The sequence below is a fragment of the Enterobacter sp. BIDMC 27 genome, from assembly GCF_000534415.1.
GTDB lineage: Bacteria > Pseudomonadota > Gammaproteobacteria > Enterobacterales > Enterobacteriaceae > Enterobacter > Enterobacter hormaechei_C.
Genome location: NZ_KI973178.1, coordinates 4,094,741 through 4,112,705, shown reverse-complemented (window position 1 = coordinate 4,112,705; position 17,965 = coordinate 4,094,741). Strand labels below are relative to the sequence as shown.

General features: G+C 56.0%; 20 protein-coding genes. 15 read left to right on the top strand and 5 right to left on the bottom strand.

All coding sequences use genetic code 11. The annotated features are described in order from the left end of the window. Positions 1-61 precede the first annotated feature (61 nt). On the bottom strand, positions 62-1,066 hold the full coding sequence (gene flk / locus L463_RS03515; protein ID WP_032102742.1) for a flagella biosynthesis regulator Flk: 1,005 nt from the start codon (positions 1,064-1,066) through the stop codon (positions 62-64). Between the two features lie 111 nt (positions 1,067-1,177). On the opposite strand from flk, the gene pdxB reads away from it, so the two are divergent. The 15 genes from pdxB to hisP all read left to right on the top strand — a co-directional run bounded on the left by pdxB (position 1,178) and on the right by hisP (position 15,239). Then, complete coding sequence (gene pdxB / locus L463_RS03520; RefSeq protein WP_017383446.1) at positions 1,178-2,314, top strand: 4-phosphoerythronate dehydrogenase PdxB; 1,137 nt, start codon at positions 1,178-1,180, stop codon at positions 2,312-2,314. A 66-nt stretch (positions 2,315-2,380) separates the two neighbouring features. Next, the gene (locus L463_RS03525) at positions 2,381-3,394 is read left to right on the top strand and encodes an aspartate-semialdehyde dehydrogenase (RefSeq protein ID WP_023304157.1); all 1,014 of its coding nucleotides are present in this window, start codon (positions 2,381-2,383) and stop codon (positions 3,392-3,394) included. Then, entirely contained in the window at positions 3,394-4,206 is an 813-nt protein-coding gene (truA, locus tag L463_RS03530) for a tRNA pseudouridine(38-40) synthase TruA (RefSeq protein ID WP_032102741.1), read from the top strand. The genes L463_RS03525 and truA overlap by 1 nt, the downstream gene beginning before the upstream one ends. A 28-nt stretch (positions 4,207-4,234) precedes the next feature. After that, positions 4,235-4,894, top strand: coding sequence for a DedA family protein (locus L463_RS03535; protein WP_032673263.1), 660 nt, complete (start codon positions 4,235-4,237; stop codon positions 4,892-4,894). A 154-nt stretch (positions 4,895-5,048) separates the two neighbouring features. Further along, positions 5,049-5,954, top strand: a complete 906-nt coding sequence (gene accD / locus L463_RS03540; RefSeq protein WP_014884667.1) for an acetyl-CoA carboxylase, carboxyltransferase subunit beta — start codon at positions 5,049-5,051, stop codon at positions 5,952-5,954. Positions 5,955-6,024: 70 nt separating this feature from the next. Then, complete coding sequence (gene folC, locus L463_RS03545; RefSeq protein ID WP_023295092.1) at positions 6,025-7,293, top strand: bifunctional tetrahydrofolate synthase/dihydrofolate synthase; 1,269 nt, start codon at positions 6,025-6,027, stop codon at positions 7,291-7,293. After that, on the top strand, positions 7,283-7,969 hold the full coding sequence (gene dedD, locus L463_RS03550; RefSeq protein WP_023300639.1) for a cell division protein DedD: 687 nt from the start codon (positions 7,283-7,285) through the stop codon (positions 7,967-7,969). The genes folC and dedD overlap by 11 nt, the downstream gene beginning before the upstream one ends. A 221-nt stretch (positions 7,970-8,190) precedes the next feature. After that, positions 8,191-8,679, top strand: coding sequence for a colicin V production protein (gene cvpA / locus L463_RS03555; RefSeq protein WP_000262116.1), 489 nt, complete (start codon positions 8,191-8,193; stop codon positions 8,677-8,679). 33 nt (positions 8,680-8,712) lie between these two features. After that, complete coding sequence (purF, locus tag L463_RS03560; RefSeq protein ID WP_006811407.1) at positions 8,713-10,230, top strand: amidophosphoribosyltransferase; 1,518 nt, start codon at positions 8,713-8,715, stop codon at positions 10,228-10,230. A gap of 89 nt (positions 10,231-10,319) precedes the next feature. Further along, entirely contained in the window at positions 10,320-10,889 is a 570-nt protein-coding gene (locus L463_RS03565; RefSeq protein WP_015572254.1) for a UbiX family flavin prenyltransferase, read from the top strand. A gap of 290 nt (positions 10,890-11,179) precedes the next feature. After that, complete coding sequence (gene argT / locus L463_RS03570) at positions 11,180-11,962, top strand: lysine/arginine/ornithine ABC transporter substrate-binding protein ArgT (RefSeq protein ID WP_023295091.1); 783 nt, start codon at positions 11,180-11,182, stop codon at positions 11,960-11,962. A gap of 226 nt (positions 11,963-12,188) precedes the next feature. After that, positions 12,189-12,971 carry a histidine ABC transporter substrate-binding protein HisJ gene (gene hisJ / locus L463_RS03575; RefSeq protein WP_032102740.1) on the top strand — a complete coding sequence of 261 codons (783 nt, stop codon included), beginning with the start codon at positions 12,189-12,191 and terminating at the stop codon, positions 12,969-12,971. A gap of 88 nt (positions 12,972-13,059) precedes the next feature. After that, on the top strand, positions 13,060-13,746 hold the full coding sequence (locus tag L463_RS03580; RefSeq protein ID WP_015572256.1) for a histidine ABC transporter permease HisQ: 687 nt from the start codon (positions 13,060-13,062) through the stop codon (positions 13,744-13,746). After that, complete coding sequence (locus L463_RS03585) at positions 13,743-14,456, top strand: ABC transporter permease (protein WP_003861424.1); 714 nt, start codon at positions 13,743-13,745, stop codon at positions 14,454-14,456. Before L463_RS03580 ends, L463_RS03585 begins: the two co-directional genes overlap by 4 nt. Before the next feature lie 9 nt (positions 14,457-14,465). Next, positions 14,466-15,239 (top strand): histidine ABC transporter ATP-binding protein HisP, encoded by a 774-nt coding sequence (gene hisP / locus L463_RS03590; protein ID WP_003861426.1) that lies wholly within the window; start codon positions 14,466-14,468, stop codon positions 15,237-15,239. A 140-nt stretch (positions 15,240-15,379) separates the two neighbouring features. Here the strand turns inward: hisP and L463_RS03595 are convergent, their stop codons facing one another. From L463_RS03595 to yfcG, 4 genes are all read right to left on the bottom strand, one after another. Further along, on the bottom strand, positions 15,380-15,880 hold the full coding sequence (locus L463_RS03595; RefSeq protein WP_032102739.1) for a GNAT family N-acetyltransferase: 501 nt from the start codon (positions 15,878-15,880) through the stop codon (positions 15,380-15,382). Between the two features lie 44 nt (positions 15,881-15,924). After that, positions 15,925-16,818: a TIGR01777 family oxidoreductase gene (locus tag L463_RS03600; RefSeq protein ID WP_032102738.1), complete on the bottom strand. Its 894-nt coding sequence runs from the start codon at positions 16,816-16,818 to the stop codon at positions 15,925-15,927. A gap of 13 nt (positions 16,819-16,831) precedes the next feature. Next, a complete protein-coding gene (gene folX, locus L463_RS03605; protein ID WP_003861432.1) occupies positions 16,832-17,200 on the bottom strand; it encodes a dihydroneopterin triphosphate 2'-epimerase in 369 nt (122 codons plus the stop codon). Positions 17,201-17,275: 75 nt separating this feature from the next. Then, positions 17,276-17,905 carry a GSH-dependent disulfide bond oxidoreductase gene (gene yfcG, locus L463_RS03610; protein ID WP_003861434.1) on the bottom strand — a complete coding sequence of 210 codons (630 nt, stop codon included), beginning with the start codon at positions 17,903-17,905 and terminating at the stop codon, positions 17,276-17,278. Between the last annotated feature and the right edge of the window lie 60 nt (positions 17,906-17,965).

Genomic DNA, 17,965 nt, shown 5'->3' with positions numbered 1-17,965 from the left:
TACCGGGCCTACAACCGCGCGAACCGTAGGCCGGGTAAGGCGAAGCCGCCACCCGGCAGTTTTAAGCAACCAGCCAGAAAATCGCCAGCGCAATCACCAACGCGATAAACATCAATCCCGGACGGGCAGAAAGCGTTTTGAACGTATCAACTACGGGGGCAAACAGCGGGCTGTAGATCGGCTGAATGTTTCTTAGCTCCGGCATGCCGCCTTCCCGCTCGGCGCGGCGAATGAAGATCTGATTGAGCACGTCCTGCACCTGCGCGGTGGTCAGCACCGTTTGCGGCGTAGCCTGCCAGCTCTGCTGAGCGTAATCCCGGATCGTATCGAACTCGTGCGGTTCCAACGGTTGTTTCAGCGCCGCCTGTACGCTGTGCAGGGTCGGGGCGCTCTGGGTGCTGAGCGTCTGACGCGCCTGGAGCCAGGTGACCAGATGGGTAAACTGTTTTGCCGGGATCATCTCGCCCGCTTTCACACCGGAAAGTTCCAGCATGGATTGCCAGATAAGCTTTGTGGGTTCGCCGGTAGCGGCAGCCAGCTTAGTGACCATCTGCTTGAGCGTATTATGCTCCGCAGGCTGCAATGGCCGTTCTGTAGACGGGCGCTGTTGCGGCTGCGGGATAGAAAGCTGATTGCTTTGTAGCAGGGTCAACACGGTTTTCAGCTGTTCTTGCGAAAGCTGGCTCAGGGCGGTATGACCGTACTGTTGACGGATAAAATCACTCACCGCCTGGCGATTATTCCCCTGGCCCAATAGCTCGGTCAGCTGCGAGATAATCTGGCGGGTAGTATGTTGCTGCTGTGCGCTGGTAAGACGCTGGTTAAGGTTTTGTTCGGCGGCAGGGAAATGGCGCGACTGTAGCGGCGCATCGTTTCTTACGCCCAAATCGTGCTTAACGCCGGCCCATACCTCTGCGTTTTGCTGTGAGGTTAACGCAATAAGACGCGTGATCAGACGCTCCAGTACGGTGCGTTGCTGCGTGGAGAGCGGTTGTTCGCCTGGCGTGTTGGGCGTTACGGGGCCTTCACCCGGAGGGCGCGGAGGCGTACCTGAAATGGGCTGCATCGTCAAAAATCCTTAAAGTCAAACTCTGCGTAACCGGGCGGAGATATATGCCCGGCGGCGAGATTATGGCACACTTGGCAGGTTTACTTCCTCTCAAACAGGTACTCAGACGTGAAAATCCTCGTTGATGAAAATATGCCTTACGCCCGTGAGCTATTCAGCCGCCTGGGTGAGGTTAAGGCTGTCCCTGGTCGCCCGATTCCGGTTAGCGAACTGGACGATGCAGACGCCCTGATGGTGCGCTCGGTGACCAAAGTAAATGAGGCACTGCTCACCGGCAAAGGGGTTAAATTTGTCGGGACGGCAACGGCCGGGACCGATCATGTGGATGACCAGTGGCTTAAGCAGGCGGGGATTGGTTTTTCCGCGGCGCCAGGCTGTAACGCCATTGCCGTCGTGGAATATGTTTTCTCCTCGCTATTGATGCTGGCCGAGCGCGATGGTTTTGCGCTGAAAGACCGCACCGTCGGGATTGTGGGGGTGGGCAACGTGGGCGGACGTCTGCAAAAGCGTCTGGAAGCCTGGGGTATCCGCACCCTGCTGTGCGATCCGCCGCGTAAGGATAACGGCGATGAAGACGACTTCCGCACGCTGGATGAGCTGGTCGACGAGTGCGACGTCATCACCTTCCATACGCCGCTCTTTAAAGAGGGGCCGTACAAGACTCTGCACCTGGCCGACGAAAAGCTGATCCGCCGTCTGAAGGCTGGCACTATTCTGATAAATGCCTGCCGGGGACCGGTGGTGGATAACGCGGCGCTGCTGGCATGTCTCGACGAAGGACAAGAGCTTAGCGTCGTGCTGGACGTCTGGGAACCAGAGCCGGATCTCAACGTCGCCTTGCTGAATAAGGTGGACGTGGGTACCGCGCATATTGCGGGTTATACCCTTGAAGGCAAAGCGCGTGGCACAACCCAGGTGTTTGAGGCTTACAGCGCCTTTATCGGCCATCCGCAGCAGGTGGCGCTGGATACGCTGCTGCCCGCCCCGGAATTCGGCCGCATTACCCTTCATGGCCCGCTGGATGAGGCAACGCTGAAAAGACTGGTGCATTTGGTGTATGATGTGCGCCGCGATGACGCGCTGCTGCGTAAAGTGGCGGGTATTCCGGGTGAGTTTGACAAGCTGCGCAAAAATTACCTTGAGCGCCGCGAGTGGTCTTCCCTGTATGTCATGTGCGATGACGCGTCAGCGGCGGGGCTGCTGCATAAACTGGGATTTAACGCCGTTCACCACCCGGCACGTTAATGTCTTCTTAATGCTCCCTGTCGGATGATTCGGCAGGGACGCTTTTTATTTCTGGAGTAAACCACCATGTCTGAAGGCTGGAACATTGCCATTTTGGGTGCCACTGGCGCCGTGGGCGAAGCCCTGCTTGAAACCCTTGCTGAGCGTCAGTTCCCGGTGGGTGAGATTTACGCACTGGCGCGTACCGACAGCGCAGGAGAACATCTGCGTTTCGGCGGCAAATCCGTGATGGTGCAGGATGCCGCCGCGTTTGACTGGACGCAGGCTCAGCTGGCGTTTTTTGCCGCAGGTGCGGAAGCCACGGCGTCTTACATTGAAGAAGCGACCAGTTCAGGCTGTCTGGTGATCGACCTGAGCGGCCTGTTCTCCCTGGAGCCGGATGTGCCGCTGGTGGTGCCGGACGTCAACCCGTTTGTGCTGGCTGACTACCGCAACCGCAACATCATTGCAGTACCGAACAGCCTCACCAGCCAGCTGCTGACCGCGCTGAAGCCGCTGATCGACGACGGTGGCCTGTCGCGTATTTCCGTGACCAGCCTGCTGTCAGCCTCCGCTAACGGTAAAAAAGCCGTAGACGCACTGGCAGGGCAGAGCGCGAAGCTGCTGAACGGTATCCCGATCGACGAAGATGATTTCTTTGGCCGCCAGCTGGCGTTCAACATGCTGCCGCTGCTGCCGGATCGTGAAGGTTCGGTGCGGGAAGAGCGTCGTATCGTCGATGAAGCACGCAAAATTTTGCAGGATGACGGGCTGATGATCTCCGCGAATGTCGTGCAGTCTCCGGTCTTTTACGGCCACGCGCAGATGGTCGGGTTTGAAGCCCTGCGTCCGCTGGCGGCTGAAGAAGCCCGCGACGCGTTTGGCCGCGGTGAGGACATTGTCCTGTCCGAAGAGAGCGAATTCCCGACGCAGGTGGGCGACGCCACCGGCAGCGCGCATCTCTCTGTGGGCTGCGTGCGTAACGATTACGGTATGCCGGAGCAGGTGCAGTTCTGGTCCGTTGCCGACAACGTGCGTTTTGGCGGCGCGCTGATGGCGGTCAAAATCGCGGAAAAACTGGTGCAGGAGTATCTGTACTGATGTCAGATGTGGAACAAAAGCCGGTCCACAGAATTGCCCTCGGCATTGAATACGATGGCAGTAAATACTATGGCTGGCAGCGGCAGAATGAGGTGCGCAGCGTCCAGGAGAAGCTGGAGAAAGCGCTCTCTCAGGTGGCGAATGAACCGATAAGCGTCTTCTGTGCGGGCCGCACCGATGCCGGCGTTCACGGCACGGGGCAGGTGGTGCATTTTGACACCACCGCCGTGCGCAAAGCCGCGGCCTGGACGCTGGGTGTAAATGCGAATTTGCCTGGTGACATTGCCGTGCGTTGGGTGAAAGCTGTGCCGGATGATTTTCACGCGCGTTTCAGCGCGACGGCGCGGCGCTACCGTTATGTCATCTATAACCAGCGCCTGCGCCCGGCGGTGTTAAGCCAGGGCGTGACGCATTTTTATGAACCGCTGGATGCAGAACGTATGCAGCGTGCGGCGCAGTGTCTGATTGGAGAGAATGACTTTACGTCGTTTCGTGCGGTGCAGTGTCAGTCCCGTACGCCGTGGCGTAACATCATGCACATTAACGTCAGTCGTTATGGCGCGTATGTGGTGGTGGATATCAAAGCCAATGCCTTTGTACATCATATGGTGCGGAATATTGTAGGCAGCCTGATGGAAGTGGGCGCCGGACACCAGCCGGAGAGCTGGATTGCAGAACTGCTGGCAGCGAAGGACAGAACGCTTGCGGCAGCAACGGCGAAAGCGGAAGGGCTGTATCTGGTTTCGGTGGATTATCCGGACCGGTTCGACCTGCCAAAACCGCCAATGGGCCCGCTGTTTTTAGCGGACTAAACAAAGGTGCAATTAGGGCTTAGACAATATGGACGTAATACGTTTTCTGATTGATTTCATCCTGCATATTGATGTTCACCTGGCGGAGCTGGTCGCGCAGTACGGCGTCTGGGTGTACGCCATTCTGTTCCTCATTCTGTTCTGTGAAACCGGCCTTGTGGTTACGCCGTTCCTGCCGGGAGATTCACTGCTGTTCGTGGCGGGCTCGTTATCCGCACTGCCAACGAATGACCTGAATGTCCATCTGATGGTGGTCCTGATGATCATCGCCGCGATTGTTGGTGATGCGGTCAACTACACCATCGGGCGGGTGTTTGGCGAGCGGTTGTTCAGTAATCCGGACTCGAAGATTTTCCGCCGCAGTTATTTAGATAAGACCCATGCGTTCTATGAGCGCCATGGCGGTAAGACCATTATCCTTGCCCGTTTTGTGCCTATTGTGCGTACATTTGCACCGTTTGTGGCGGGAATGGGTCACATGTCCTATCGTCATTTTGCCATGTACAACGTGGTGGGCGCGCTGCTGTGGGTGCTGCTGTTCACCTATGCAGGCTACCTGTTTGGCGATCTGCCGGTGGTTCAGGAAAACCTTAAGTTACTGATTGTAGCGATTATTGTGCTTTCCGTACTGCCTGGCGTCATCGAAATTATCCGTCACAAACGCGCGGCGGCAAAGCAAGCGAAGTAAATGCACGCTGGCGGTTCGACCACTTTTTTATCCAAAGTTTCGGGCTGTTATGTTTTAATGTGCAACATTCATGGTCTGTTGGAGGCAAAAATGGCATTATTCGCCTCTTACAGCAAAACTGGCATACGACCAGGTTCAGGCAGAAAGGTTATCAATGAGCTGGATTGAACGAATTAAAAGCAACATTACCCCAACGCGTAAAGCGAGCATTCCTGAAGGGGTATGGACGAAGTGTGATAGCTGCGGCCAGGTTCTGTATCGCGCAGAGCTGGAACGCAATCTTGAGGTGTGTCCGAAGTGTGACCACCATATGCGTATGTCGGCGCGCAACCGCCTGCATAGCCTGCTGGACGAAGGTTCTCTGGTAGAACTGGGCAGCGAACTGGAGCCAAAAGATGTGCTTAAGTTCCGCGACTCCAAAAAATACAAAGATCGTCTGGCCTCTGCGCAGAAAGAGACCGGCGAGAAAGACGCGCTGATCGTTATGAAAGGCACCCTGCACGAGATGCCGGTGGTTGCCGCCGCGTTTGAGTTCTCCTTTATGGGCGGCTCAATGGGCTCTGTGGTTGGCGCGCGCTTCGTGCGTGCCGTTGAGCAGGCGCTGGAAGACAACTGCCCGCTGATCTGCTTCTCCGCCTCCGGTGGCGCACGTATGCAGGAAGCGCTGATGTCCCTGATGCAGATGGCGAAAACCTCTGCGGCGCTGGCGAAAATGCAGGAGCGCGGTCTGCCGTACATCTCGGTACTGACCGATCCAACCATGGGCGGCGTTTCTGCAAGCTTCGCGATGCTGGGCGACCTGAACATCGCTGAGCCAAAAGCGCTGATCGGCTTTGCGGGTCCTCGCGTTATCGAGCAGACCGTACGTGAGAAACTGCCGCCGGGCTTCCAGCGCAGTGAGTTCCTCATTGAGAAGGGCGCCATCGACATGATCGTCCGCCGTCCGGAAATGCGCCTGAAACTGGCAAGCGTCCTGGCGAAGCTGATGAATCTGCCGGCGCCGAACCCGGACGAGCCGCGCGAAGGCGTGGTGGTACCGGATCAGGAACCCGAGGCCTGATAACTGAAAAGGGCAGGGCCGAATGGCGCTGCCCTTTTGCTTTCTAAACCGTTAATGACAACCGGGCATCATGGAAAATAAAAGCATTCCTCAAGCCACGTCGCCCCTGGCCGCGTGGCTTTCTTATCTGGAAAACCTGCACAGTAAAACTATCGACATGGGCCTTGAGCGCGTAAGCCAGGTTGCCGCGCGTCTTGACGTGTTGAAACCCGCGCCTTTCGTATTTACCGTGGCCGGCACTAACGGTAAAGGCACCACCTGCCGCACGCTGGAATCTGTCCTGATGGCGGCGGGGTACAAGGTTGGCGTTTACAGCTCGCCGCATCTGGTGCGCTATACCGAGCGCGTGCGCGTGCAAAACACCGAGCTGGCGGAATCCGCCCATACGGCGTCGTTTGCCGCTATCGAAGCTGCGCGCGGCGAAACCTCATTAACCTATTTCGAATACGGCACCCTGTCGGCGCTGTGGCTGTTTAAGCAGGCGCAGCTGGACGTGGTGATCCTGGAAGTGGGATTGGGCGGGCGTCTGGATGCCACCAATATGGTGGATGCGGATGTCGCCGTCGTCACCAGCATCGCGCTGGATCACACCGACTGGCTGGGCCCGGACCGCGAGAGCATTGGCCGTGAGAAGGCCGGTATTTTCCGGGCCAATAAGCCTGCCGTGGTAGGCGAACCGGACATGCCGCATACCATTGCTGAGGTAGCGAAAGAGAAGGGCGCTCGTCTGCTGCGTCGCGGCGTGGACTGGCAGTATGAGGTGCAGGACAAAGGCTGGCGCTTCAGCGATGCGCAGGGCGTGCTGGAGAATCTGCCCCTGCCGCAGGTGCCACAGCCTAACGCGGCGACTGCGCTGGCAGCCCTGCGCGCCAGCGGATTAGCGGTAAGCGAGCAGGCAATCCGCGACGGCATTCAGAACGCACTGTTACCGGGACGTTTTCAGATTGTGAGTGAGTCACCGCGTCTGATTCTGGATGTTGCACATAACCCGCATGCGGCGGCGTACCTCGCAGGACGTCTCAAATCGTTACCAAAAACCGGGCGCGTGCTGGCGGTTATCGGTATGCTTCATGATAAAGATATCGGCGGCACGCTGGCCTGCATGGAGAGTGTGGTCGATAGCTGGTATTGTGCTCCTCTGGAAGGGCCGCGCGGCGCGACTGCTGAGCAGTTGATGGAACATCTCGGCAAAGGCGAAATCTACAGCAGTGTGGTTTCGGCCTGGCGTGCCGCGATGGCGGAGGCTAAACCAGAAGATACCGTGCTGGTGTGTGGGTCATTCCACACGGTGGCACATGTCATGGAAGTGATGGACGCGGGGAGAACCGGTGGCGAGTAAGTTTCAGAACCGTTTAACAGGAACCATTGTGCTGGTCGCGCTCGGGGTGATTATTCTCCCGGGACTGCTCGACGGGCAAAAAAAGCATTACCAGGATGAATTTGCGGCCATTCCTCTGGTACCCAAACCGGGCGATCGCGACGAGCCCGATATGCTGCCAGCGGCAACGCAGGCGCTGCCTGCCCAGCCGCCAGAAGGCGCAGCGGAAGAGGTGCGCGCAGGTGATGCAGCCGCGCCGTCGCTCGATCCTTCGCGTCTGGCGACGAACAATAACATCGAGATTGATCCGGTGCCGGTAGAACAGCCTAAGCCTGTTGAGAAGCCGAAACCGGTGGAGAAGCCGCAGCCGAAACCGCAGCGGGATAAAGCGGCCGAGCAACTGGCAGCCGCCTCAGAAACGCCACCGCCGGCAAAACAGGACGCAGCCCCTACGGGTAAAGCCTATGTCGTTCAGCTCGGTGCGTTGAAAAATGCAGATAAGGTCAATGAGATCGTGAGTAAACTGCGCGGCGCGGGATACCGTGTTTATACTTCACCCACCACGCCGGTACAAGGTAAAATTACCCGTATCCTCGTGGGGCCGGATGCGTCTAAAGATAAGCTCAAAGGTTCGCTTGGCGAGCTGAAGCAAATCTCCGGCCTGAGCGGTGTGGTGATGAACTACAGCGCAAACTGATAGAAATTACCCCCTCACCCAAAACCTCTCCCCAAAGGGGAGAGGGCCGGGGTGAGGGGGAGGCAGACGTTCACAGAAACGTCAAAGGTGCGGTGGCGTTGAGCATTTTTTCAGCGCCTTTTTTATTTACGCGTGGGAAGGAAATCCCTACGCAAACGTTTTCTTTTTCTGTTAGAATTCGCCCCGAACTGGATGACAGGGCGTTTAATCGTGGGACACATATGGTCTGGATTGATTACGCCATCATTGCGGTGATTGGTTTTTCCTGTCTGGTTAGCCTGATCCGTGGCTTTGTTCGTGAAGCGTTATCGCTGGTAACCTGGGGTTGTGCTTTCTTTGTTGCCAGTCATTACTACACTTACCTGTCTGTCTGGTTCACGGGCTTTGAAGATGAACTGGTCCGAAACGGAATCGCCATCGCGGTGCTGTTTATCGCGACGCTGATTGTCGGCGCTATCGTCAATTACGTGATAGGTCAGCTGGTCGAGAAAACCGGTCTGTCAGGAACGGACAGGGTGCTCGGCATCTGTTTCGGCGCGTTGCGAGGCGTGCTCATTGTGGCCGCGATCCTGTTCTTCCTGGATACCTTTACCGGGTTCTCCAAAAGTGAAGACTGGCAAAAATCGCAGCTCATTCCGGAGTTCAGCTTCATCATCAGATGGTTCTTTGACTATCTGCAAAGCTCGTCGAGTTTCTTGCCCAGGGCATAAACCCTGAGATGTGGCTTAACGAGGAAAAGACGAATGTGCGGTATTGTCGGTATCGCCGGTTTCATGCCGGTAAACCAGTCGATTTATGACGCGTTAACGGTGCTTCAGCACCGTGGGCAGGATGCTGCGGGTATCATCACCATTGATGCAAACAACTGCTTCCGTTTACGCAAGGCGAATGGCCTGGTAAACGATGTGTTTGAAGCCCGCCATATGCAGCGTCTGCAAGGTAATATGGGGATCGGTCACGTTCGTTATCCTACTGCTGGCAGTTCCAGCGCCTCTGAGGCTCAGCCTTTTTACGTTAACTCCCCGTATGGCATCACGCTTGCCCACAATGGCAATCTGACCAACGCCCACGAGCTGCGTAAAAAGCTGTTCGAAGAGAAACGTCGCCACATTAACACCACCTCTGATTCTGAAATCCTGCTCAATATCTTTGCCAGCGAACTGGATAACTTCCGCCATTATCCGCTGGAAGCAGACAACATTTTTGCCGCCGTTGCCGCGACTAACCGCCTGATCCGTGGCGCGTACGCTTGCGTGGCGATGATCATCGGTCATGGCATGGTGGCCTTCCGCGATCCAAATGGCATTCGCCCGCTGGTGCTCGGCAAACGTGACCTCGGCGATGGCCGTTCCGAGTACATGGTTGCCTCCGAAAGCGTGGCGCTGGACACTCTGGGCTTCGAATTCCTGCGTGATGTCGCGCCAGGCGAAGCGGTCTACATCACTGAGAAGGGCCAGCTGTTTACCCGTCAGTGCGCCGACAACCCGGTGAGCAACCCGTGCCTGTTCGAATACGTTTACTTCGCGCGTCCGGACTCGTTCATCGACAAGATTTCCGTTTACAGCGCGCGCGTCAACATGGGGACGAAGCTGGGTGAGAAGATTGCCCGCGAGTGGGACGATCTCGACATCGACGTCGTCATCCCAATCCCTGAAACCTCCTGTGATATCGCGCTGGAAATTGCCCGTATTCTGGACAAGCCGTACCGTCAGGGCTTCGTAAAAAACCGCTACGTGGGCCGCACTTTTATCATGCCGGGCCAGCAGCTGCGTCGTAAGTCCGTACGTCGTAAGCTGAACGCTAACCGTGCCGAGTTCCGCGACAAGAACGTGCTGCTGGTGGACGACTCCATTGTGCGCGGCACGACGTCTGAGCAGATCATCGAGATGGCGCGTGAGGCCGGGGCGAAGAAAGTGTATCTCGCCTCCGCAGCGCCGGAAATTCGCTTCCCGAACGTGTATGGCATTGATATGCCAACCGCTAACGAGCTGATTGCTCACGGTCGTGAAGTAGACGAAATTCGGCAGATCATCGGTGCCGACGGCCTGATTTTCCAGGATCTGAACGATCTGATCGACGCGGTGCGCGCCGAGAACCCGGATATTCAGCAGTTCGAATGCTCGGTATTCAATGGGATCTACGTAACGAAAGACGTTGACCAGCAGTATCTCGACTATCTGGATTCGCTGCGTAACGACGATGCGAAAGCCGTCCAGCTGCAAAACGATCTCGAAAGCTTAGAGATGCACAACGAAGGTTGATGCGTATGCAGGTGAGGGCGCTCGCCCTCACTTGCAACTCCCCGTAAAATCCTGCACAGTCTGCCCTGAAATCAGCAAGGGCGAAAATCATGAAACGACTCATTGTAGGGATCAGCGGTGCCAGCGGCGCGATTTATGGCGTCCGGCTTTTACAGGTGCTGCGTGACGTTGCAGGCGTAGAAACCCATCTGGTGATGAGCCAGGCGGCGCGTCAGACCCTCTCTCTTGAAACCGATCTCTCCCTGCGCGACGTTCAGGCCCTGGCTGACGTTGTCCACGATGCCCGCGATATCGCCGCCAGCATCTCTTCGGGCTCGTTTAAAACGGCCGGCATGGTTATTTTGCCCTGTTCGATTAAAACTCTTTCCGGCATTGTAAACAGCTATACCGACACGCTGGTGACGCGTGCAGCGGATGTGGTGCTGAAAGAGCGTCGTCCTCTGGTGCTTTGCGTGCGGGAAACGCCGCTGCACCTGGGACATCTGCGTTTAATGACGCAGGCAGCCGAACTGGGGGCCGTGATTATGCCGCCGGTCCCCGCGTTCTATCATCGTCCGCAAACGCTGGACGATGTCATCAACCAGACCGTTAACCGCGTACTGGATCAGTTCGATATCGACCTGCCGGAAGATCTCTTTACCCGCTGGCAGGGGGCGTGAAGCTGTGCACAAACAAGGTGCATGAAAAGACAATTTGCCCTGTTTCAGGGCAAAACTGCAACCGCGATCATATCCTCGACATTTAATTCGCTTTTTCCCTTTTTCTCTTTCCGGTTCGTTCGGCAGACCTGCTATCTTTCACCATTAAGGCAGTATCGCAACGTTTTATTAACATATTTAACGTCGAAGTTTTAACCCGACGACAATGTGGCATAAGACCTGCAAGAACAGCCTGCAACACAACACACAACATAAACCATAATAAAATCACGGTTCTTGAGGGTAAATGTATGAAGAAGACGGTTCTGGCTCTGTCTTTGCTCGTGGGCTTGAGTGCAGCAGCAAGTAGCTATGCAGCGCTTCCACAGACAGTTCGTATCGGTACAGACGCAACCTACGCGCCATTCTCCTCCAAGGATGCGAAAGGCGACTTCGTGGGGTTTGATATCGATCTGGGAAATGAGATGTGCAAACGCATGGAAGTGAAATGCACATGGGTGGGCAGTGACTTTGACGCGCTGATCCCGTCGCTGAAAGCCAAGAAAATTGATGCCATTATCTCTTCTCTCTCCATCACGGAAAAACGTCAGCAGGAGATCGCCTTCTCTGAGAAGCTCTACGCTGCCGACTCACGTCTGATTGCCGCGAAAGGCTCGCCAATCCAGCCGACCATCGACTCGCTGAAAGGCAAACATGTTGGCGTGCTTCAGGGCTCGACCCAGGAAGGTTACGCCAATGCTAACTGGCGCGAGAAGGGCGTCGATGTTGTGGCTTACCAGAACCAGGATCTGATCTACTCTGACCTGGCGGCAGGCCGTCTGGATGCCGCGTTTCAGGATGAAGTCGCCGCGAGCGAAGGCTTCCTGAAACAGCCTGCGGGTAAAGAGTACGCCTTTGCCGGCCCGTCGGTAAAAGACAAAAAATACTTTGGCGACGGTACCGGTATTGGCCTGCGTAAGAATGATACCGAGCTGAAAGCCGCCTTCGACAAAGCGTTTAATGAGCTGCGTAAAGACGGTACCTACGACAAACTGGCGAAGAAATACTTCGATTTCAACGTCTACGGTGATTAATGCCTGAATAAGATGCACTGAAGTGGTGCATCTTAACGGGGTTATGTTCCAGTATGGTGCAATACATGCACCATACTGGATCGCTGTGTGCATAGTTAAGCATTTAAAATGCAAAAATTCCCGTTCAAAGGCATTAATCTTTGCCTGAATGAGGGGATTAATGGCACATTAACAACACCCCGTCGTCGTAAAAATCTCGTATTAAGACAGTTTGTTGAGGACAGATATGAAAAAACTGGTGTTGTCACTTTCTCTGGTACTGGCTTTTTCCAGCGCCACCGCGGCATTCGCAGCAATTCCGCAGAAAATTCGTATTGGAACTGACCCAACCTATGCACCTTTCGAATCGAAGAATGCGAAGGGAGAACTGGTCGGTTTTGACATCGATCTGGCTAACGAGCTGTGCAAACGCATTAAAGTGCAATGTACCTACGTTGAAAACCCGCTGGATGCGCTGATCCCGTCCCTGAAAGCGAAGAAAATTGACGTGATCATGTCCTCCCTGTCCATCACAGAAAAACGTCAGCAGGAGATTGCCTTCACGGACAAACTCTATGCGGCGGACTCACGTCTGGTGGTGGCGAAATCCTCTGACATTCAGCCAACCCTTGAATCTCTGAAAGGCAAACGCGTGGGCGTGTTGCAGGGTACGACGCAGGAAACCTACGGCAACGAGCACTGGGCGCCAAAGGGGGTTGAAATTGTCTCTTACCAGGGCCAGGAAAACATCTACGCAGACCTCACGGCAGGCCGTATTGACGCGGCATTCCAGGATGAAGTGGCGGCAAGCGAAGGCTTCCTGAAACAGCCTGTGGGTAAAGATTACAAGTTCGGCGGTCCGTCCATTAAGGACGAAAAACTCTTTGGCGTCGGTACCGGTATGGGCCTGCGTAAAGAAGACAACGAACTGCGTGAAGCCCTGAACAAAGCGTTCGCCGAGATGCGCGCGGACGGCACCTATGACAAGCTGGCGAAAAAGTACTTCGATTTTAACGTTTACGGCGGCTAATCGCCCCGTCTGATAACGTGCGGCCCCTCCCGTTGCGGGAGGGGAAAAGACACGGTTCCACCACTCACGAGACGACAGGGCACGCGGTATGCTGTACGGATTTTCTGGCGTTATTTTACAGGGCGCGCTTGTCACCCTTGAGCTGGCTATCAGCTCCGTGGTGCTGGCGGTGCTGATAGGCCTGGCGGGCGCGGGGGCAAAATTATCCGCCAACAGACCGCTGGCGCTGATATTTGAAGGCTATACCACGCTGATTCGCGGCGTGCCTGACCTGGTGCTGATGCTGCTGATCTTTTACGGCCTGCAAATCGCACTTAACGGCGTGACGGATGCCATCGGCATGGAGCAGATCGATATCGACCCGATGGTGGCCGGTATTATTACCCTTGGTTTTATCTACGGCGCTTATTTCACTGAGACTTTCCGCGGCGCTTACATGGCCGTGCCGAAAGGGCATATTGAAGCGGCGACCGCCTACGGTTTTACCTCCTCACAAACGTTTCGCCGGATCATGTTCCCGGCCATGATGCGCTACGCGCTGCCGGGCATCGGTAACAACTGGCAGGTTATTCTCAAGGCTACGGCGCTGGTCTCCCTGCTGGGTCTGGAAGATGTGGTGAAGGCCACGCAGCTGGCGGGTAAAAGCACCTGGGAACCGTTCTATTTTGCGGTGGTCTGCGGCGTAATTTATCTGGTCTTTACGACCGTCTCCAATGGTGTGCTGCTTCTGCTCGAACGTCGCTACTCCGTGGGTGTGAAGAGGGCTGACCTGTGATTGAGATTATTCAGGAGTACTGGAAATCCCTGCTGTGGACGGATGGCTACCGCTTTACTGGCGTGGCGATCACGCTGTGGCTGCTGATCTCCTCGGTGGTAATGGGCGGCATTCTGGCGGTGTTTCTTGCCATTGGCCGCGTGTCGAACAATAAATTTATCCAGTTCCCTATCTGGCTATTCACCTACGTGTTTCGCGGTACTCCGCTGTACGTGCAACTGCTGGTGTTCTATTCCGGGATGTACACGCTGGAGATCGTGAAAGGCACCGAGATGCTGAACGCGTTCTTCCGCAGCGGTCTGAACTGTACGGTGCTGGCGCTGACCCTCAATACCTGCGCCTATACCACCGAGATCTTCGCCGGGGCCATCCGTTCTGTGCCGCACGGTGAGATCGAGGCGGCGCGCGCGTACGGCTTCTCGTCCGTGAAGCTCTACCGCTGTATTATTCTGCCTTCGGCGCTGCGTATTGCGCTGCCGGCCTACAGCAACGAAGTGATTTTAATGCTGCATTCGACGGCACTGGCGTTTACCGCCACGGTACCGGATCTGTTAAAGATTGCCCGCGATATTAACTCTGCCACCTACCAGCCGTTTACGGCGTTTGGCATTGCGGCAGTGCTCTATTTGATCATTTCTTACGTCCTGATCAGCCTATTCCGTAAGGCTGAAAAACGCTGGTTGCAGCATATAAAACCGTCGACGCACTGAGAATTTATGATGGCTGAGAACAAATTAAACGTAATTGATTTGCACAAGCGCTACGGCGAACATGAAGTGCTGAAAGGGGTGTCGCTGGAGGCTAACGCGGGCGACGTGATCAGTATTATCGGCTCATCAGGTTCGGGTAAAAGTACCTTCCTGCGCTGCATCAACTTCCTCGAAAAGCCGAGCGAAGGATCGATTGTGGTGAGCGGACAGAACATTAATATGGTCCGTGATAAAGACGGCCAGCTTAAAGTGGCGGATAAAAACCAGCTGCGCCTGCTGCGCACACGCCTGACGATGGTGTTCCAGCACTTCAACCTCTGGAGCCACATGACGGTGCTGGAGAACGTGATGGAAGCGCCGGTTCAGGTGCTCGGCTTAAGCAAGCAGGAAGCCCGCGAGCGTGCGGTCAAATACCTGGCGAAAGTGGGTATCGACGAGCGGCAGCAGATCAAATATCCGGTGCACCTGTCAGGGGGGCAGCAGCAGCGTGTTTCCATCGCCCGTGCGCTGGCGATGGAGCCGGAAGTGTTGCTGTTTGACGAACCGACTTCCGCGCTGGATCCTGAACTCGTTGGCGAAGTGCTGCGCATCATGCAAAAGCTGGCGGAAGAGGGCAAAACGATGGTGGTGGTGACGCACGAGATGGGCTTCGCCCGTAACGTTTCTAACCACGTTATCTTCCTGCATCAGGGGAAAATTGAAGAGCAGGGTCATCCGGATGAGGTGCTGGCGAACCCGCAAAGCCCGCGGTTGCAGCAGTTCCTGAAAGGCTCGTTGAAGTAGGTTTGGCCTTTCTCCCTCTCCCCGTGGGAGAGGGCCGGGGTGAGGGCATCAGGCCGCAGAGCCGCCCAATTGCCCGGTGGCGCTTCGCTTACCGGGCCTACAAAACCCGTAGGCCGGGCAAACGCAGTGCCGCCCGGCATTCAACACTCCAGCCGATACACCCAGTCGTCATACCGTACGCCGTTAATCTCGTACGCCTTCTCCAGCACCTGCGTGCGCACAAAACCCGCTTTCTCAAGGACCCGCACCGACCCAACGTTATCTGCCAGCACGTACGCGTTTATCGCCTTCACGCCCGTCTGGTTAAATGCATACTCACACACCGCGCGCAGCGCTTCGCTGGCAATGCCTTTTCCCTGCGCGGCAGGCACAACCGTGTAGCCAATATCCGCCTCTTCACGGTTCGCCGCACTGATTTGCAGGCCGATATCCCCGAGCGGCGTAACGTCGTTATGCAGACGGATCACAAAGACATGCTCCGCCATCAGGCGCGCGGCAAATACGCGGCGCGTCTCTTTTTCCGGCGTGATAGCGGCCATATAGCGCATGATGGCGGGGTCTTCACGCAGAGAGCGGAAGAACGCCCAGTCAGAAGGTTCGAAAGGGGTGAGGTGAAGCCGGGTTGTGGTAATGGTTGCCATAGTTACGCCATCTCATCCAGACATGGCGTATAACTCTAACATATTCACTGCACCACATCCCCCAGCGCCTCTTCCAGGTCATACCAGCGGAACGTGAACCCGGCCGCTTCCAGCCGTTTTGGCAGCGCGCGTTGCCCGCCCAGCACCAGCACCGAAGACTCACCCATCAACAGACGAATCGCCGTTGCAGGCACGCGCAGCACCGCCGGGCGATGCAGGGCATGCCCCAGGGCGTGAGCAAATTGTTCATTACGTACGGGGTAAGGGGATACCATGTTAAATGGCCCGCGCAGGTCGTTATCCAGCAGCCAGAGAATGCCGTTGACCATATCGTCGATGTGGATCCACGCCAGATACTGACGACCGTTGCCGATGGGCCCGCCAAGCCCCATTTTAAACGGCGGCAGCATTTTACCGAGAATACCGCCCTTCGGCGCAAGTACCACGCCGGTGCGCAGCAGGCAGACGCGGGTACGATCGCTTTGCGCCGCGCAGGCGATGCGCTCCCACTGGGCGCAGAGTTTATGGGTAAACTCGTTGTGCGGCGGCTCCTCTTCGGTCACCACCACTTCACCGAGATCGCCATAGTAGCCTGTAGCAGAGCCGGAAATCAGCACCGAAGGCGGCGTCTCGCTGTTGCGAATCAGCTCAACCAGCCTTTCGGTCATGTTCCAGCGGCTACTGCATAAACGCTGTTTTTGCTCTTCGGTCCAGCGTTTATCGGCGATAGGTTCGCCAGCAAGGTTGATGACGGCGTCAAAGCCGTTCAGATCCTGCCTTTCCGCCAGGCCTTTCCAGATCTCAACGCCGGCGCCCAGCACCTGGCGCGCTTTCTCCGGGCTGCGCGTGACCACGGTAATGTCGTGATGCAACGCCTGCAAACGTGGAATGAGATGGCGACCAATCAGGCCCGTACCGCCGGTGAGCAGGATCTTCATACAACCTCCAGGTTTACGCCTGGCGCTGCCAGCTTAACGTCATGGAGACGGAGTCGGCGTAGCGCAGGGCGTGAAGTTTATCGATCTCCACTTCAGCATAAGTGACCCAGTGGTGTTCGCGTGCGATGTCGAGCACATCCTGAGTTAATTTTTCCAGTAGCGCAAAACGGTTGTTCTCAACGTACTGGATGATGCTTTTGGTGATCGTGCGATAGTTCAGCGCGTCATTGATGTCCTCGCTGGCACGCGCCTTGTCTGCCGGGTAGTGGATCACCACATTCACCACGATATCCTGGCGATTCGCGATCTCCTCCTCTTTGATACCAATGAACGTGCGTAAGCGTAAGTTTTTTATACGAATAATAGCGTCATGCTGGGACATTGCAGGTCTTCTCCGTGTCAGTATTTTCACCTCATCATACATGAGGAAAACACCTGCACCCAACGGGGCGCAGGCTCAAATCTGATGGATTTTTTGCATGGCGCGTTCGGTGGCCGGGCGCGTCCGGATGCGCTCAAACCAGTTGTTCACTGCCGGATAAGTGGCCAGATCTATCCGGTGGCGTTCATGGGTGTTAATCCACGGCCAGCAGGCGATATCTGCAATGCTGTAATGCTCACCTCCCAGCCACGGTGATTTTTCCAGCCGACGGTTCAGGACCCCGTACAGGCGCTGGGTTTCGACCTGATATCGCTCAATGGCGTAAGGGATCGTCTGCGGCGCATAGGCGGTAAAGTGGTGATTCTGCCCCAGCATTGGCCCCAGGCCGCTCGACTGCCAGAATAACCATTGCAGCGTGTGATGACGCTCGCGCAACTCACCGCTCAGGAGCTTGCCGGTTTTCTCTGCCAGATAGAGCAAAATCTCTCCAGACTCAAACAGGCTTAACGGTTTGCCGCCGTCAGAAGGCAGGTTATCAATGATGGCCGGAATTTTATTGTTGGGCGATATGGCCAGAAAAACGGGGCGGAACTGGTCGCCTTTACTGATATCCACGCGAATGATCCGGTAGTCCACTTCGGCTTCTTCGAGAAAGAGGGTGATCTTATGGCCATTAGGGGTGGGGGCATAATAGAGATCTATCATTCTCAACTCCTGTCAGTGCGAATAGTGTTGCCATAAAAAATCAGTATAGGTGCTTGTTGT